14 protein-coding genes are annotated in these 14164 nt (G+C 71.1%); 6 read left to right on the top strand and 8 right to left on the bottom strand.

What is annotated here, in order from left to right:
• Positions 1-97: 97 nt before the first annotated feature.
• Both IEZ01_RS15420 and IEZ01_RS15415 read right to left on the bottom strand, forming a co-directional pair.
• Positions 98-1459 carry an FG-GAP-like repeat-containing protein gene (locus IEZ01_RS15420; protein ID WP_229832970.1) on the bottom strand — a complete coding sequence of 454 codons (1362 nt, stop codon included), beginning with the start codon at positions 1457-1459 and terminating at the stop codon, positions 98-100.
• Positions 1460-1758: 299 nt separating this feature from the next.
• Positions 1759-1992: a hypothetical protein gene (locus IEZ01_RS15415; protein WP_189202135.1), complete on the bottom strand. Its 234-nt coding sequence runs from the start codon at positions 1990-1992 to the stop codon at positions 1759-1761.
• A gap of 167 nt (positions 1993-2159) precedes the next feature.
• Between IEZ01_RS15415 and IEZ01_RS15410 the strand changes: the two genes are divergently transcribed.
• From IEZ01_RS15410 to IEZ01_RS15390, 5 genes are all read left to right on the top strand, one after another.
• Entirely contained in the window at positions 2160-3002 is an 843-nt protein-coding gene (locus IEZ01_RS15410; RefSeq protein WP_189202133.1) for a helix-turn-helix domain-containing protein, read from the top strand.
• Complete coding sequence (locus IEZ01_RS15405; RefSeq protein ID WP_019886911.1) at positions 2999-3199, top strand: DUF397 domain-containing protein; 201 nt, start codon at positions 2999-3001, stop codon at positions 3197-3199. Before IEZ01_RS15410 ends, IEZ01_RS15405 begins: the two co-directional genes overlap by 4 nt.
• 214 nt (positions 3200-3413) lie before the next feature.
• Positions 3414-4214 (top strand): helix-turn-helix domain-containing protein, encoded by an 801-nt coding sequence (locus tag IEZ01_RS15400; protein ID WP_189202131.1) that lies wholly within the window; start codon positions 3414-3416, stop codon positions 4212-4214.
• Positions 4215-4246: 32 nt separating this feature from the next.
• Entirely contained in the window at positions 4247-4480 is a 234-nt protein-coding gene (locus IEZ01_RS15395; RefSeq protein WP_028797611.1) for a type II toxin-antitoxin system VapB family antitoxin, read from the top strand.
• Positions 4477-4884 (top strand): PIN domain-containing protein, encoded by a 408-nt coding sequence (locus IEZ01_RS15390; protein WP_019886915.1) that lies wholly within the window; start codon positions 4477-4479, stop codon positions 4882-4884. Before IEZ01_RS15395 ends, IEZ01_RS15390 begins: the two co-directional genes overlap by 4 nt.
• A 132-nt stretch (positions 4885-5016) precedes the next feature.
• On the opposite strand, the gene IEZ01_RS15385 is transcribed toward IEZ01_RS15390, so the two are convergent.
• The 6 genes from IEZ01_RS15385 to hutU all read right to left on the bottom strand — a co-directional run bounded on the left by IEZ01_RS15385 (position 5017) and on the right by hutU (position 12646).
• Positions 5017-5649: a hypothetical protein gene (locus IEZ01_RS15385; protein WP_189202129.1), complete on the bottom strand. Its 633-nt coding sequence runs from the start codon at positions 5647-5649 to the stop codon at positions 5017-5019.
• Between the two features lie 195 nt (positions 5650-5844).
• Positions 5845-6078: a hypothetical protein gene (locus tag IEZ01_RS15380; RefSeq protein ID WP_019886917.1), complete on the bottom strand. Its 234-nt coding sequence runs from the start codon at positions 6076-6078 to the stop codon at positions 5845-5847.
• Positions 6079-7081: 1003 nt separating this feature from the next.
• On the bottom strand, positions 7082-8329 hold the full coding sequence (hutI, locus tag IEZ01_RS15375) for an imidazolonepropionase (protein ID WP_189202127.1): 1248 nt from the start codon (positions 8327-8329) through the stop codon (positions 7082-7084).
• A gap of 17 nt (positions 8330-8346) precedes the next feature.
• Positions 8347-9681, bottom strand: coding sequence for a formimidoylglutamate deiminase (locus IEZ01_RS15370; RefSeq protein ID WP_189202124.1), 1335 nt, complete (start codon positions 9679-9681; stop codon positions 8347-8349).
• Entirely contained in the window at positions 9672-10862 is a 1191-nt protein-coding gene (locus IEZ01_RS15365) for an allantoate amidohydrolase (RefSeq protein WP_019886922.1), read from the bottom strand. Before IEZ01_RS15365 ends, IEZ01_RS15370 begins: the two co-directional genes overlap by 10 nt.
• 119 nt (positions 10863-10981) lie before the next feature.
• The gene (gene hutU, locus IEZ01_RS15360) at positions 10982-12646 is read right to left on the bottom strand and encodes a urocanate hydratase (RefSeq protein WP_189202122.1); all 1665 of its coding nucleotides are present in this window, start codon (positions 12644-12646) and stop codon (positions 10982-10984) included.
• A gap of 115 nt (positions 12647-12761) precedes the next feature.
• On the opposite strand from hutU, the gene IEZ01_RS15355 reads away from it, so the two are divergent.
• Complete coding sequence (locus tag IEZ01_RS15355) at positions 12762-14096, top strand: type III PLP-dependent enzyme domain-containing protein (RefSeq protein WP_189202120.1); 1335 nt, start codon at positions 12762-12764, stop codon at positions 14094-14096.
• The last annotated feature ends 68 nt before the right edge of the window (positions 14097-14164 follow it).

Here is a 14164-nt window from a genome sequence, read left to right as displayed (position 1 = left end):
GCCGGTCATGTCCGGCAAGGGACGGGACCCGCGAGGGGCGAGGCCCGGACGGCGGCGGGGCGCACGCCACCCGGCAGGGCCCGCGGCCCGGCAGGGCTCAGAAGGGCAGAACGCCGCCAACCCGCGGGAGGGTCCCGGTCACTCCGAGCGCCCCGGCGGTCAGTCGCACGCTGCCGGTGCCGGTGGGTCCGGTGGCGGAGCCGGGCAGGACCCACAGTCCGCCGCGGAAGCTGTCCTCGCCCTCCGCGCCGACGATCAGATCGGGACGACCGTCGACCTTCACGTCGCCGACCGCCAGTGTGTGACCGAACCCGTCGCCAGGCTCCGACACCCCGGGCACCGACGCGGTGTCCTGAGTGAGCTGGTACGAGCCCGCGCCCGGGGTACCGGTCTTCCTCCCCGGGATGACGACGACGGCGCCCGCGTTGGCCTTGCCGCTCACCGCCTGGCCAGGCACACCGACGACGATGTCGCCCAGCCCGTCCCGGTTCAGGTCGGCGACGGCGACCGCGGCGCCGAACGCGTTGTACCTCGCCGACGTACCGACGACACCGGCCGAGTCCTGGCTGATGCGCGCGGACACCGCCGTGAGACCGTCCCGGCCGCCGTACCAGAGGCTGATCTCACCGCCCAGGTGGGCGTTGGTGCCGCCGGCCGGTTCGTCGGGATCTCCGATGACAAGGTCCTGGTAGCCGTCCCCGTTCACATCCCCGACGGCCGTGGTGGTGCCGTCGAGGGGCAGGTGAGGTCGGTCCCAATCGGGGTCGACGTAGACGAGGCCCCCCGTGCGGCCACCGAGCCGGACGGTGGTGGTGATCCGTTCCGCCCTCCCGTCGCGGTTGGTGTCCGCGAAGTCGGCGACGGCGACTGAGGGTCCGAAGTCGATACGCGCCTTTGTGCTGACCGAACCGTTCCGCTTGAAGGTGCCACTGAACTCCATCGCCCCGTCGTAACCGCCGACCAGCACCCGCGGACCCCCGCTGTCCGGCACCGCGGCGACATCCAGGCCGTACCGCCCGCGCGTGACCTTCGGAACGGGGAGCGTGCTCGCCGCTGCGAGGCCGCTCCTGCCGCCCCAGAGCACGGTGACCAGACCGGCGTCCACGGCTCCGGTGAGGTCCTCGTCGGGCGTACCGACGATCAGGTCGCTGAAGCCGTCCTTGTCCAGGTCGGCATAGGCCGTCGAAGAACCGAAGAGGTCCTCGGCCTCGGCGGTGTCGGGCACGCCGGCGGTGTTCTGCGTGATGACGGCCTTACGCGTGACGGAAACCCCCTGCGGGGCTCCGTACATGACGACGACCGCTCCCGCGCCTTCCGCCTTGCCGACCTTGGCCGCCGGCGCGGGGATGACCAGGTCGGCGAACCCGTCCCCGTTGAAATCCGCAGGCGTGGCAATCGGCTTGGCCGTCGCCACCCCCGCGGGCATGACGACCAGGCCGACCACGGCTGCGCACGACACGGCAACCGCGGTCGCGACTCTGCCGCTCCTTCTTTCTGCTTTCCCCACCCTGTTTCCCCTCCCGATTCGCGCCTACGGCGAGACTGCATGATCGTATGACTGACGCCGTCACCTCGCCTGTCTTTGTTCGCGGTTTCCGTGAGCCGAGCGCTGGTGGCGGCGGAGGAGGACGTTGGCGTCCGTTTCCGCGCTGCCGTCGCGGCGGAGGCGGGCGGTTTCGCGGCGGTCGGCGAGGGCGCGGCAGGTCGGGCAGCCGGGGGTGGGGGTCGGCGGGCGGGGGACATCGAAGTCTTCGGGCCTCATCGGGCCGCCCGCGAGGCCCGCTCGTTGGCGGCCTTCACCCCGGCGCTCAGGCGCTCGGCGGAGGTGGCCGGGCGGAGCCGCGCGGGGTCGGCCTCCCACTCAAGGCCGCCGCCCAGGGGGCGCAGCATCACGTACGGCCCCGCCTCACCCCGGTACTCCCCGACCCGACGGGCGACCGGGTCGTAGACCTGGTCCCCGCATTCGGGGGCGGACTGTCGTTCACTCGCCATACGTTCCGCTCCTTGCATCCAACATCAGCGCGAGGCACCGGAATTCGACTACCGTGCGCGTTCCGGGCGCTACGAGAATGGCCCGGGGAACAGGGAACGAAGACCGAGACGGGCTGTACTTCCCCGCCCGGCACCGGTAGTTCCACACCTTCCACGGAGGAACCCCCATGCCACCGAGACGGGTGATCACGGGCCGGAGCCAGGAGCCACGCAAGCGCTTCGCGGAGGAGCTCCGCTTACTGCGGACCGAACGGGGCGAGAGCCTGCGCCGGCTGGGCGAGACGCTGGGCTGGGACTGGTCGCTCTTCGGCAAGATGGAGAACGGCGAGACGGTGGGCGGCCCGGAGGTGGTCCAGGCGCTGGACACGTACTACGGGACGCCGGGGTTGTTGCTGGCGTTGTGGGAGCTGGCGGTGGGGGACCAAACGCAGTTCCGGGAAAAGTACCGCCAGTACATGGCGTTGGAGGCGAAGGCGGTGAGCCTCTGGCACTACGCGGCCTCCGTGCTGCCGGGCTTGCTCCAGACGGAGGCGTACGCGCGCACTCTGATGGAGACGGGGCTCCTTGAAGGCGAGGAGCTGGACCGCCAGGTCAAGGCACGCATCGGAAGGCAAGAGCTGCTGTCAGGGCCCAACGCCCTTGGTTTCCGCACGATCCTGTCGGAGACCACACTGCGTACGCCGCTGCCGGATCCGGCGCAATGGCAGGAGCAGTTGGAGCATCTCCTCGCGGTAGGCGACCGCCGCAACGTCACCATCCAGGTGGTACCGCACTCCGCTGGGCTGTACGCGCTGAACGGCACCCACGTGACGTTCCTCAGGCTCGCGGACGGCCGTGTGGTGGCCTGGGTGGAGACCAGCTATTCCGGGAACCGCATCGACGGAACGACCGATGTGGACCTCTTACAGCTCCGCTACGATCGCGCTCGCGATCTGGCCCTTTCCCCGGCGGATTCAAGGAAGTTCATCATGCAGACGTTGGAGGAAGCACAGTGCGAGCCGTCGATATGAGTACCTTCACCTGGCGCAAGAGCTCGTACAGCAACGATGAGGGCGGGGCCTGCCTGGAGGTCGCCGACAACCTCCCCCTCGTCCCCGTCCGGGACAGCAAGAACCCCGCCGGCCCCGCGCTCATCTTCGAATCGGCCGCCTGGGGCGCCTTCGTCACCGCCGTGGGTCGTGGTTTTCTGCGACCCGGTGGTGTGTGAACCGACGATCCACGACATCCCGTTTCAAAGAACGGGAGTGAAACCACTCCTACCCAAACCAGACGTCTCACACGTTCGGGTGACAAGGTGGCAGAACGGCTGGTTGGCACGGTACGGTCGCGCCAACTCACAAGCCCCATAAAAGATTTCGGCCCCCGGTCGGGACTGGCATCCCGGTCGAGGGCCTCATCATCAGGAAGAGAACAGCTTCCCTATGACTGTTGCGCAGTTTAGCGCGCGGACGCCCGCGCGCGGCGGTTCGTCCGTCGCCGGGGTCACCCACGTCCGGCACCGCCACGACGAGAAGTTCACCGTCGTCGGCAACCATCTCGCCCAGCACCGGCAGCTCTCCGCCTGCGCGATCGGGATCGGGGTCTACATCCAGTCGCTGCCCGACGGCGCCCTGATCGGCGTAAAGGTGCTGACGGCCCGCTTCCCCGAGGGCGAGGCGCGGATCTCCAAGGCACTGCGGGAGCTGGAGGCGGCGGGCTATCTGGAGCGGAAGGTCGAGCGGCTGGGCGGGGCGCGTATTGTCACCCGTACGCGCTGGTACGAACATCCGCACGCCGCCGAACAGGTGAAGGCGCCCGCGGCGCGGCCCGTCGAGCGGCCCGCCAAGACGCGCACCGAACCCAAGCCCCGGGTGGTGCCCGAGCTCACCGACGAGCTGAAGCCCGCCGCCGCGCTGCTGGCCCGGCTGCGACAGCTCGATCCCCGCCTGCTGCTCTCCGAGACCGACGTCCGGCGCCTCGCTCCGGGCGTACAGCGCTGGCTGGAGCGCGGGGTCGCCCCGTCCGCCGCCGCGCGGACCCTCGCGGGCGAGCTGCCGGCCGGGACGATCCGCTGGCCGGGACGACTGCTGGAGCACCGCCTCCGCGAGTGGCTGCCGCCGGAGCTCCCGCCGGAGCCGGAGGGCCCCAAGCAGACCCCCATGCAGACCTGCGAGGGCTGCGACCGCGCCTTCCGCAGCGACGAACCAGGCCGCTGCCGCGACTGCAAGGGCGATGTACATTGATGCTAAACATCACCAACATCGCGGGAGACGCCATGGCCGTCACTCAGATCGACCTCGACGAGGTACTCCTGGAGGCCGCCATGAAGCTGATGGGGACGCGCACCAAGAAGGAGACGGTGAACACGGCCCTTCGCGAGTACGTCGAACGCATCGAGCGCATCAGGGCGGCGGAAGACCTCGCGGCACGCGGCGCGCGGGGCGAGTTCGACGAAGCGGCCGCCGCGCACGAGGCAGCCAAGAAGGCCCGGAGGGCAGGGCGCACGTGAACTCGTACCTGCTGGACGCGTCGGCGCTGTGGTACCTGTTCCGCACGCCGACGGCCATCAGCGCATGGGAGGCCTACATCGGCGCGGGCGCGTTCCATCTGTGTGAGCCGACACGAGCCGAATTCCTCTACTCGGCGACGGGCCCGGCCCATCGGGACGAACTCGCCGAGAGCATCGACACGCTGTGCCGTCCCGCTTCCGTCCCGAAGAACGCTTGGCGTTGGGTCGAGACGGCTCAGTACAAGCTGACGCAACACGGTCAGCACCGCTCCACGGGCCCCATCGACCTGCTGCTGTGTGCCACCGCCGTACACCACGACCTGACCGTGCTCCACGTCGACGACGACTTCGCCACCGTGAGCCGCGTGGTCAAGGAGCTGCGCCAGCAGAACGTCAGGGCGTGACCCGCCCCGCCGACCGGGTCTCTCAGCCTCGATCCATCGACGTGGCTCAGCAGTCCGTAGCCGCCTGTCCAGGGCGGCGGCGGCGGATCGCGGGGGGAGTCGGGGGCGACTCTCAGCCAACGTCGCCCTTCCTCAGCGGCACCCGCCGGTCAGGGTGTGGAGGAAACAGGGGTGTCCAGGGACCAGAAGTCGGAGCGGACGGAGGGATAGGGAGGGAACGGTGGAACCCTCGAAGGGCGTGCCGTTGTCCTCGGTCTTGGGCGGCTCCACCTCGGAATCAACGAAACACGGGGTGATGACCTCGAAGAAGAATTGACCCTTGGCGCCGACGACCACACTCATCCGAAAGTCGTCGGACGTCCGCGCGAAGATCGCCGGAAACTGCTTGTCCGAGTTCGTTCCCGTGATCTCGTAGCCACGCTTCTTCCACTGTCGCTCCACCACACCCAGCAGGCTTCCACGTCGCGCTTCCGACACCACGGTCATCACCGCGGCCCGCCGCGTGGCCGAAGCCGTCTTCTTCCCGTCTATGGTGTGGGCGCCGCAACCACTTTCCGTTGACGCGTCGTGCACCCAATTCAGCGGCGGCTTCGCCGACGAAACGGTATCCAGCATGATCGCGTCGGCCATCTCCGCGGCTTTCTGCAGGCTGATCTCGCTCGACACGTTTTTCCTCGCTCCGCGTTCCTCCGACGGCCCCGGCGCAGCGCACGCCGACGCCCACGTGAGCAGCGCGACGGCCAGCACCATACGCGGCGTCTTCATCGGTGCTCCTGAGTCGTGATCGTGTGGCCGTGTCCGGAAATGATCCGCGCGATGGCGTCGGCGGACTCTGGGTCCTTGCCTCTTTCCGGGTTGAAGTAGTTCGAATGCGCGTCGATCGGCCCCTCGCCCTCGACCAGCGGCAGGGGCCCGGCCGAGGTCTTGAAGCGCCGCGCGCCGAACTCCTCGTGCGCCGGGTCAGTTCCGTAGTAGATCTGACTCTCCGTTCCGGTCCAACTGCTTCAGCCGACCGAGCGCCGCCGACGCCGCCTCCCCCTTCTGCGTCTGCTGGAGCCGGTTGGTCATCTCGTTGCTCACCCGGTCCCGTCCCGCGTCGGCGCGGTTGCTCACCTCGCCCCAGCCGTCGGCCGCGTCCTGAAGCTCTGTCAGCTTGAGGTTCCGCAGCTGCTGCCACGTCAGCACGGCCGTCACTTCTCCTTCGTGGCGGAGGACGAGCCGCCGACGCCGCTGAAGGACGCCTTCACCCTGATCTCCCGCTCGCCCTAATCCCTGGCGACGAGACGCAGGTTCGGGGCGGGGGAGCCGCACTCGTCCTTGACCGCGCCGATTCGCTCCTCCCAGGAGGTGAGCACCGACTTCAGCACGCCCACACTCGCCAGTCCCTCGTTTCCCGGAGTGACTGCGCGGCCGTCAGTCGATGCTTCGCGGTCGTCATGCTCGTCAGCAACGACTCCGCGACACCCGCCGCCTTCGTCCATGGCCCGTCGCTGTGCTTGAGGTCGCCGGGAGCGCCCTCGCCGCCCGCCGATGCCAGCGACATGCGCGGCGCCGTCGAACCGTCCCGGCTCCGCCCGGGCTGCTCGAACAGCCGCTGCCATGCTTCCGAATGCGGCCCCGACGTCATGTCACCCCCCGATGTCCCAGACGTGCCCACTTCCTTCAGCGACACGCTAACGGGCACGGCATCCCTCTACGCAAGCGCAAACATCGCAGAGACCGATATCGGCCTCCCCGGCCGTAGCAGCCGGGACCGCCCCGGCACAAGAGCTAACCAACTCGTCCCGGCTCCGGGAGTCTGGGCCCGATCGCCGAGGCACAAGGGACAGGAGGGCCCGTCCGGCCCGGTTCGTCTCGACCACCTGGCGGAATCAGGACAGTTCCTGGGCGCGGCTCGCGGAGAGGGACACCACGGCACACGTCGAGAACGCGTACTCAAGCGCCCGATCAACCCGCTCCGTACCGTCGACCGCGTGAAGCAGCCTGCCCTCCTCCTGATCCCGCTGCTCGTCCGCCAGGACGAAACGCCCTTTGAGGCGACAAGCGCTGCTCAGGGGCCAACGCGCTTGTCTTCCGTACGATCCTGTCGGAGACAGTGCTGCGCACGCCGCTGCCGAATCGGGCGGAATGGTCTCTTCGACGGTCGCGCGGGCCGGAGGTCCTGAGCTCCTGGTGGGTCCGGCCCGCCCCGACCCCGCTACGAAACCCGCTCCCCCTTGCGCCAGACCTCCCTCACCAGCGGGACCCCCGGGCGGTACGCGAGGTGGACGTGGGACGGGGCGTCCAGGATGGTGAGGTCCGCGCGGGCGCCCGGGCTCAGGTGGCCGATGTCCGTGCGGCGGAGGGCCGCCGCGCCGCCGGCCGTGGCGGACCAGAGGGCCTCGTCGGGGGTCATCCGCATGTCGCGTACCGCCAGGGCGATGCAGAAGGGGACGGACGAGGTGTAGGACGAGCCCGGGTTGCAGTCCGTGGACAGGGCGACCGTCACGCCCGCGTCCAGGAGGCGGCGGGCGTCGGGCCACTCGGCGCGGGTGGAGAACTCGGCGCCGGGGAGCAGCGTGGCGACCGTACGGCCGTTCGCCAGGGCGTCCACGTCCGCGTCGGTGAGGTGGGTGCAGTGGTCGGCGCTGGCCGCGTCGAGCTCGACGGCGAGCTGGACACCGGGCCCGTACGACAGCTGGTTGGCGTGGACGCGCGGGATCAGGCCCTTGGCCTGCCCGGCGGTGAGGATCGCCCGGGCCTGGTCGCCGTCGAACGCGCCCTTCTCGCAGAAGACGTCGACCCAGCGGGCGTACGGCGCGCACGCGTCCAGCATCTCGCCGGTGACCAGGGCGACGTAGGCCGCCGGGTCGTCGGCGTAGTCCGGGGAGACGATGTGCGCGCCGAGGTACGTGACCTCTTCGGTGTGGCGGGCCGCGATCCGCAGTGCGCGGGCCTCGTCCTCGACGGTGAGGCCGTAGCCCGACTTGGTCTCGAACGTGGTCGTGCCCTGGCGCAGGGCCTCGGCCAGGTGGCGGGTGAGGTTGGCCTCCAGCGCCTCGTCGGTGGCGGCGCGGGTGGCCGCGACCGTCGTACGGATACCGCCCGCTGTGTACGCGCGGCCGGACATGCGGGCGTTGAACTCGGCGGTGCGGTCGCCCGCGAAGACGAGGTGCGAGTGGGAGTCGACGAAGCCGGGGATCACGGCCCTGCCGCCGGCGTCGACGCGATTGTCAGTGGCGGGTGCTTTGCTTGATTCACCGACCCAGACGACTCGGTCGCCGTCGATGACGACGGCCGCGTCCTGGATCAGGCCGAGAGGGGATCCGTCACCGAGGGAGGGGTCGTTGGTGACCAGACTGGCGATGTTGGTGATGACGGTGGCCGCCGCCGCGACGGCGCTGTTCGCCGTCGCGGGGCCGGGCGTCGCCGCGGGGGTGTTCGTGGTCTCGGGGGCGCTGTTCATGGTGTGGAACGTCTCCTTCAGTCGTGCAGCGCGGCGATCGAGTCCGTCAGTGCTCGCGGGACGTCCGGGATCAGCGCGTGGTGCCCGTCCCGTACGACATGGCGACCGGCCACGACGGTGTGCCGGACATCTGCCGCCGACGCGGCGAATACCGCTGTCTCAGCTGCCAGACGCGGCTGCGGTCCCGCTGTCCTGACGGAGTCCAGTGCGATCGTGGTGAAGTCGGCGAGCGCTCCGGCCTCCAGGCGGCCCGCGTCGGGCAGGCCGAGGGCGGCGTGACCGTCGGCGGTGGCGGCGCGCAGCAGGGCCGCGGCCGTCCAGTGGCCGCGGGTGCGCGAGCGCAGCCGCTCGTCGAGCTCCATCGCCCGCGCCTCCTCCAGGAGGTCGATGACGGCGTGGCTGTCGCTGCCCAGCGAGAGGGGGGATCCGGCCCGCTGGAGGGCGACCGCCGGCCCGATGCCGTCCGCGAGGTCGCGTTCGGTGGTGGGGCACATGCAGGTGCCGGTGGTGGTGGTGCCGAGCAGGGCGATGTCGGCGTCGGTGAGGTGGGTGTTGTGCACGCCGGTGGTGCGCGGGCCCAGGACGCCGTGGTCGGCGAGGAGCTGGGTCGGGGTGCGGCCGTGGGCGGCGTGGCAGGCGTCGTTCTCGGCGGTCTGCTCGGAGAGGTGGACGTGCAGCGGGGCCTGGCGGTCCTCGGCCCATCGGGCGACGGTGGCCAGCTGGTCGGCGGGGATGGCCCGCACGGAGTGGACGGCGGCGCCGATCCGTACGCCTTCGCGGTCCTTGAGCTGGGCGGCCCGCTCGGCCCACGCGTCGGCGGTGCCGTCGGAGAAGCGCCGCTGGTGGGAGGTGGGCGGTTCGCCGAAGCCCGAGGAGAGATAGGCGGTGTCGAGCAGGGTGATCCGGATGCCGGCCTCGCCGGCCGCCGCGATCAGCGCCTCGCCCATGGCGTTGGGGTCGGCGTAGGGCGTGCCGCCGGGGGCGTGGTGGAGGTAGTGGAACTCGCCGACGTTGGTGATGCCGGCGAGCGCCATCTCGGCGTACACGGCGCGGGCGAGCGCGTGGTACGAGTCCGGGGTCAGCCGGGCGGCGACCTTGTACATGACCTCGCGCCAGGTCCAGAAGGTCCCGGAGCCGACCTGGACCGTGCCGCGGAGGGCGCGGTGGAAGGCGTGGCTGTGGGCGTTGGCGAGGCCGGGGATGGTCAGGCCGCGCAGGATCTCGGCGCCGGGCGGCGGGGACTGGGCCCCGGTCCGTACGGCGGCGATCCGGCCGTCCGTGATCTTCAGGGTCACGCCCGGCTCGACGTGTGTGCCGAGCCAGGCGTGTTCCAGCCAGTACGTCACCTGCACGCGAGCCCCTCCAGTACGTCGGCGAGTGCGAGGACCCCGGCGACGCAGTCGTCCTCGGCGGCGAACTCGGCCGGGGAGTGGGAGACGCCTGTGGGGTTACGTACGAACAGCATGGCGGTGGGGATGGAGCCGGACAAAATACCGGCGTCGTGTCCCGCGCCGGTGCCGAGCACGGGGACGGCCCCGCCGAGGATCTTGTTCAGCTCGTCGCGCAGGGCGTGCTCGAACTCGATCACGGGGGTGAAGGACTCCCGGACGACGGTCAGGTCGACGCCGTGGCGCTGCGCGTGGTCGCGGGCGGCGGCCTCGATGCCGGCGGTGACGGTGTCGAGGGTGGCCTGGTCGGCGGCGCGCGAGTCGAGCCAGCCACGGACCAGGGAGGGAATGGCGTTGACGCCGTTCGGCTCGACGGAGATCTTGCCGAAGGTCGCGACGGCGCCGGCGAGTTCGGCCTCGCGCCGGGCGGCGAGGACGGTCTCGGCGTACGTCAGCATCGGGTCGCGGCGGTCGACGAGCCGGGTCGTGCCGGCGTGGTTGGCCTCGCCGTGGAAGTCGTACCGCCAGCGGCCGTGCGGCCAGATCGCGGACGCGATGCCGACGGCGTCGCCGCTCAGGTCGAGCGCGCGGCCCTGTTCGACGTGGAGTTCGACGAAGGCGCCGATGCGGGCGAGCCGCTCGGGGTCGGGGCCGATGGCGGCCGGGTCGTACCCGGCCGCCTCCATCGCCGCCGGGAGGGTGATCCCGTCGGCGTCCCGGAGTTCGTACGCCTTGTCCTTGGTCAGCTGTCCGGCGGTGAGCCGGGATCCGACGCAGGCCAGGCCGAACCGGGCGCCCTCCTCGTCTCCGAAGTTGGTGAGCGCGAGGGGCCGGGTGAACTCCGCTCCCCTGCGGCGGAGTTCGTCGAGCGCGGCGAAGGCGGACACCACACCGAGGGGGCCGTCGAAGGCGCCGCCGTCGGGGACGGAGTCCAGGTGCGAGCCGGTGACGACGGCGTCCCCCTGGGCGGGGTCGCCGAGCCAGGCCCACTGGTTGCCGTTGCGGTCGGTCTCGTACGTCAGCCCGCGGGCCTCGGCCTGCTCCTGGAACCAGGTCCGGCAGTCGGCGTCGGCGCCGGTCCAGGCGTAGCGGCGGTAGCCGCGGGTGTCGGGGTGCCGACCGATCTCTTGGAGCTCCGCCCACATGGTGTGGAAGCCGGGGCCCGGCTCCGCCGGGCGGCGCCCACCCGCCCCCAGAGCTTCGCCTGGGAGGTGCCCCCCTTGCCCAGCGGAACGATTGCCCACAAGCCCGTCGTCGGCCCCGGTCACGCTTGGTCACCCTCCCGCATCGGGACGCGGACGCCCTTGGTGTCCGCGACCGACTCCGCGATGTCGTAGCCCGCGTCCACGTGGCGGATCACGCCCATGCCCGGGTCGTTCGTCAGGACGCGGCGGATCTTCTCGCCCGCCAGGGGTGTGCCGTCGGCGACCGTGACCTGGCCCGCGTGGATGGAGCGGCCCATGCCGACGCCGCCGCCGTGGTGGAGGGAGACCCAGGAGGCGCCCGAGGCGACGTTGACCATGGCGTTCAGGAGGGGCCAGTCGGCGATCGCGTCGGAGCCGTCGAGCATGGCCTCGGTCTCGCGGTACGGGGAGGCGACGGAGCCGCAGTCGAGGTGGTCGCGGCCGATGGCGAGCGGCGCGGCCAGCTCGCCGGAGGCCACCATGTCGTTGAAGCGCTCGCCGGCGCGGTCGCGCTCGCCGTAGCCGAGCCAGCAGATCCGGGCGGGCAGGCCCTGGAAGTGGACGCGCTCGCCGGCCATCTTGATCCAGCGGTGGAGGGACTCGTTCTCGGGGAAGAGGTCGAGGATCGCCTTGTCCGTCTTGTGGATGTCGGAGGCCTCGCCGGAGAGGGCCGCCCAGCGGAAGGGGCCCTTGCCCTCGCAGAAGAGGGGGCGGATGTAGGCGGGGACGAAGCCGGGGAAGGCGAAGGCACGGTCGTAGCCGGCCAGCTGGGCCTCGCCGCGGATCGAGTTGCCGTAGTCGAAGACCTCGGCGCCGGCGTCCATGAAGCCGACCATGGCTTCGACGTGCTTGGCCATGGACTCGCGGGCGCGGGTGGTGAAGCCCGCCGGGTCCTTGGCGGCGGCGTCGGCCATGTCGTCGAAGTCGATGCCGATCGGGAGGTACGACAGCGGGTCGTGGGCCGAGGTCTGGTCGGTGACGATGTCGATCGGGGCGCTCTCGGCCAGCATGCGGGGCAGCAGCTCGGCGGCGTTGCCGAGGAGGCCGATGGAGAGCGGGCGGCGGGCGTCGCGGGCCTCGACGGCGAGCTGGAGGGCGTGCTCCAGGCTGTCGGCCTTCACATCGAGGTAGCGGTGCTCGATCCGACGCTCGATGGCGCGCGGGTCGCAGTCGACGCAGATGGCGACGCCGTCGTTCATGGTGACGGCGAGCGGCTGGGCGCCGCCCATGCCGCCGAGGCCGGCGGTGAGGGTGATCGTCCCGGCGAGGGTGCCGTTGAACTTCTTCGCGGCGACGGCGGCGAAGGTCTCGTACGTGCCCTGGAGGATGCCTTGGGTGCCGATGTAGATCCAGGACCCGGCGGTCATCTGGCCGTACATGGTCAGGCCCAGCTGCTCCAGGCGCCGGAACTCCTCCCAGTTGGCCCAGTCGCCCACGAGGTTGGAGTTGGCGATCAGGACGCGCGGCGCCCATTCGTGGGTCTGCATGACGCCGACGGGGCGGCCGGACTGGACGAGCATCGTCTCGTCCTGCTTGAGGGTCTGCAGGGTGCGGACCATGGCGTCGAAGGAGCGCCAGTCGCGGGCGGCCTTGCCGGTGCCGCCGTAGACGACGAGCTTGTCGGGGTGCTCGGCGACCTCGGGGTCGAGGTTGTTCTGGAGCATGCGGAGGGCGGCCTCCTGCTGCCATCCCAGGGCGCTCAGTTCCGTACCGCGCGGGGCCCGTACGGGGCGGGGTCCTGACATGGCGGTGCCTCCTCCGTCGACAATCCATTGTTGGTTCTGTTATTCACATACTGCTGGGGTGAATAGTTTCAGTCAACAGCTGCGGTGGTGTCCGTCGGATGATTGGCTGGCCGACATGGCTTCCGACCGTCGCGATCAGGCCGTGCACGCGGCCGTCGAACAAGGACTCCTGCCGCCCGCCGTCCCGCTCACCGCTCTGCTCGACGTGGCCGGTATCCGCGCCTCGGCCACGGCGCTCACCGAGGCGTTCGGGGAGATCACCGACGCGCCCGTCCTGCACGCCTTCGCCGTGAAGGCGTGCCCGCTCGTGCCCGTCCTGCGGCTGCTGCGCGACGCCGGGCTCGGCGCCGAGGTGGCCAGCCCCGGGGAGCTGGCGCTGGCCCGCGCCGCGGGGATCCCGCCGGACCGTACGGTCCTCGACTCTCCCGCCAAGACCCCCGCCGAACTGCGCGACGCCCTCGCCCTCGGGATCGCGGTCAACGCCGACAACCCCCAGGAGCTGGACCGCATCGACGCCCTGGTGGGCGCCGCGCCGACCCGTTCGCCGCTCGGCCTGCGGGTCAATCCGCAGGTCGGGGCCGGCAGCATCGGGGCGCTGTCGACCGCCACCTCGACCTCGAAGTTCGGGGTGGGGCTGCGCGACGAGGGCGCCCGGGCCGAGGTCGTACGGACCTACGCCGACCGGCCCTGGCTGACCCGGCTGCACACCCACACCGGCTCTCAGGGCCTCCTGCTGCCCCTGATGGTGTCCGGGGTCCAGGAGGCCTACGAGCTCGCCGAGGAGATCAACGCGGCCGTCGGCCGGCAGCAGATCGACACCGTGGACATCGGCGGCGGCCTGCCGGTGAACTTCGCCTCCGAGGAGCAGACGCCGACCTTCGCGGACTACGCACGGCTGCTGAAGCAGACCGTGCCCGGTCTGTTCGACGGGCGGTACGCCCTGGTCACCGAGTTCGGACGGGCCCTGCTCGCCAAGCACGGCACGATCCTCGCGCGCGTGGAGTACACCAAGAGCTCCGGCGGTCGCCCGATCGCCGTCACCCACGCGGGCGTCCAGGTCGCCACCCGTACCGTCCACGACCCCCGCTCATGGCCGCTGCGGATCGCCGCGTACGACGCCAAGGGGCTGCCCAAGTCCGGCACGGAGACTGTCCAGGACGTGGCCGGGCCCGCCTGCTTCGCAGGCGACCTGCTGGCCACCGGCCGTCCGCTGCCCCTGCTGGAGCAGGGGGACGTGGTCGCGGTCCTCGACACCGGCGCGTACTACTTCTCCAGTCACTACGGCTACAACAGCCTGCCGCGCCCCGCCGTGCACGGCTTCACGATCGACCCCGACGGCAGCGTCCGTTTCTCGGTCGTACGGGCCGCGCAGAGCCTCGACGAGATCGTCGCCGAGGCGGGCGGCGGCCAACCGGACGCGCTGCTCGACCAGTCGGACAGGCGGCCGTAGGGGGCGGGGCGAGGGGTGCCGGTCCGGCCCAGCACCACGGGCGGTTGTCACACCCCGGTGCTTCCATG

It is taken from the genome of Streptomyces purpureus (assembly GCF_014648195.1).
In the GTDB taxonomy this organism is placed as follows: domain Bacteria; phylum Actinomycetota; class Actinomycetes; order Streptomycetales; family Streptomycetaceae; genus Streptomyces; species Streptomyces purpureus.
Note: the sequence above shows the minus strand (reverse complement) of the source record. Positions and strands in the feature narration are given on the sequence as shown.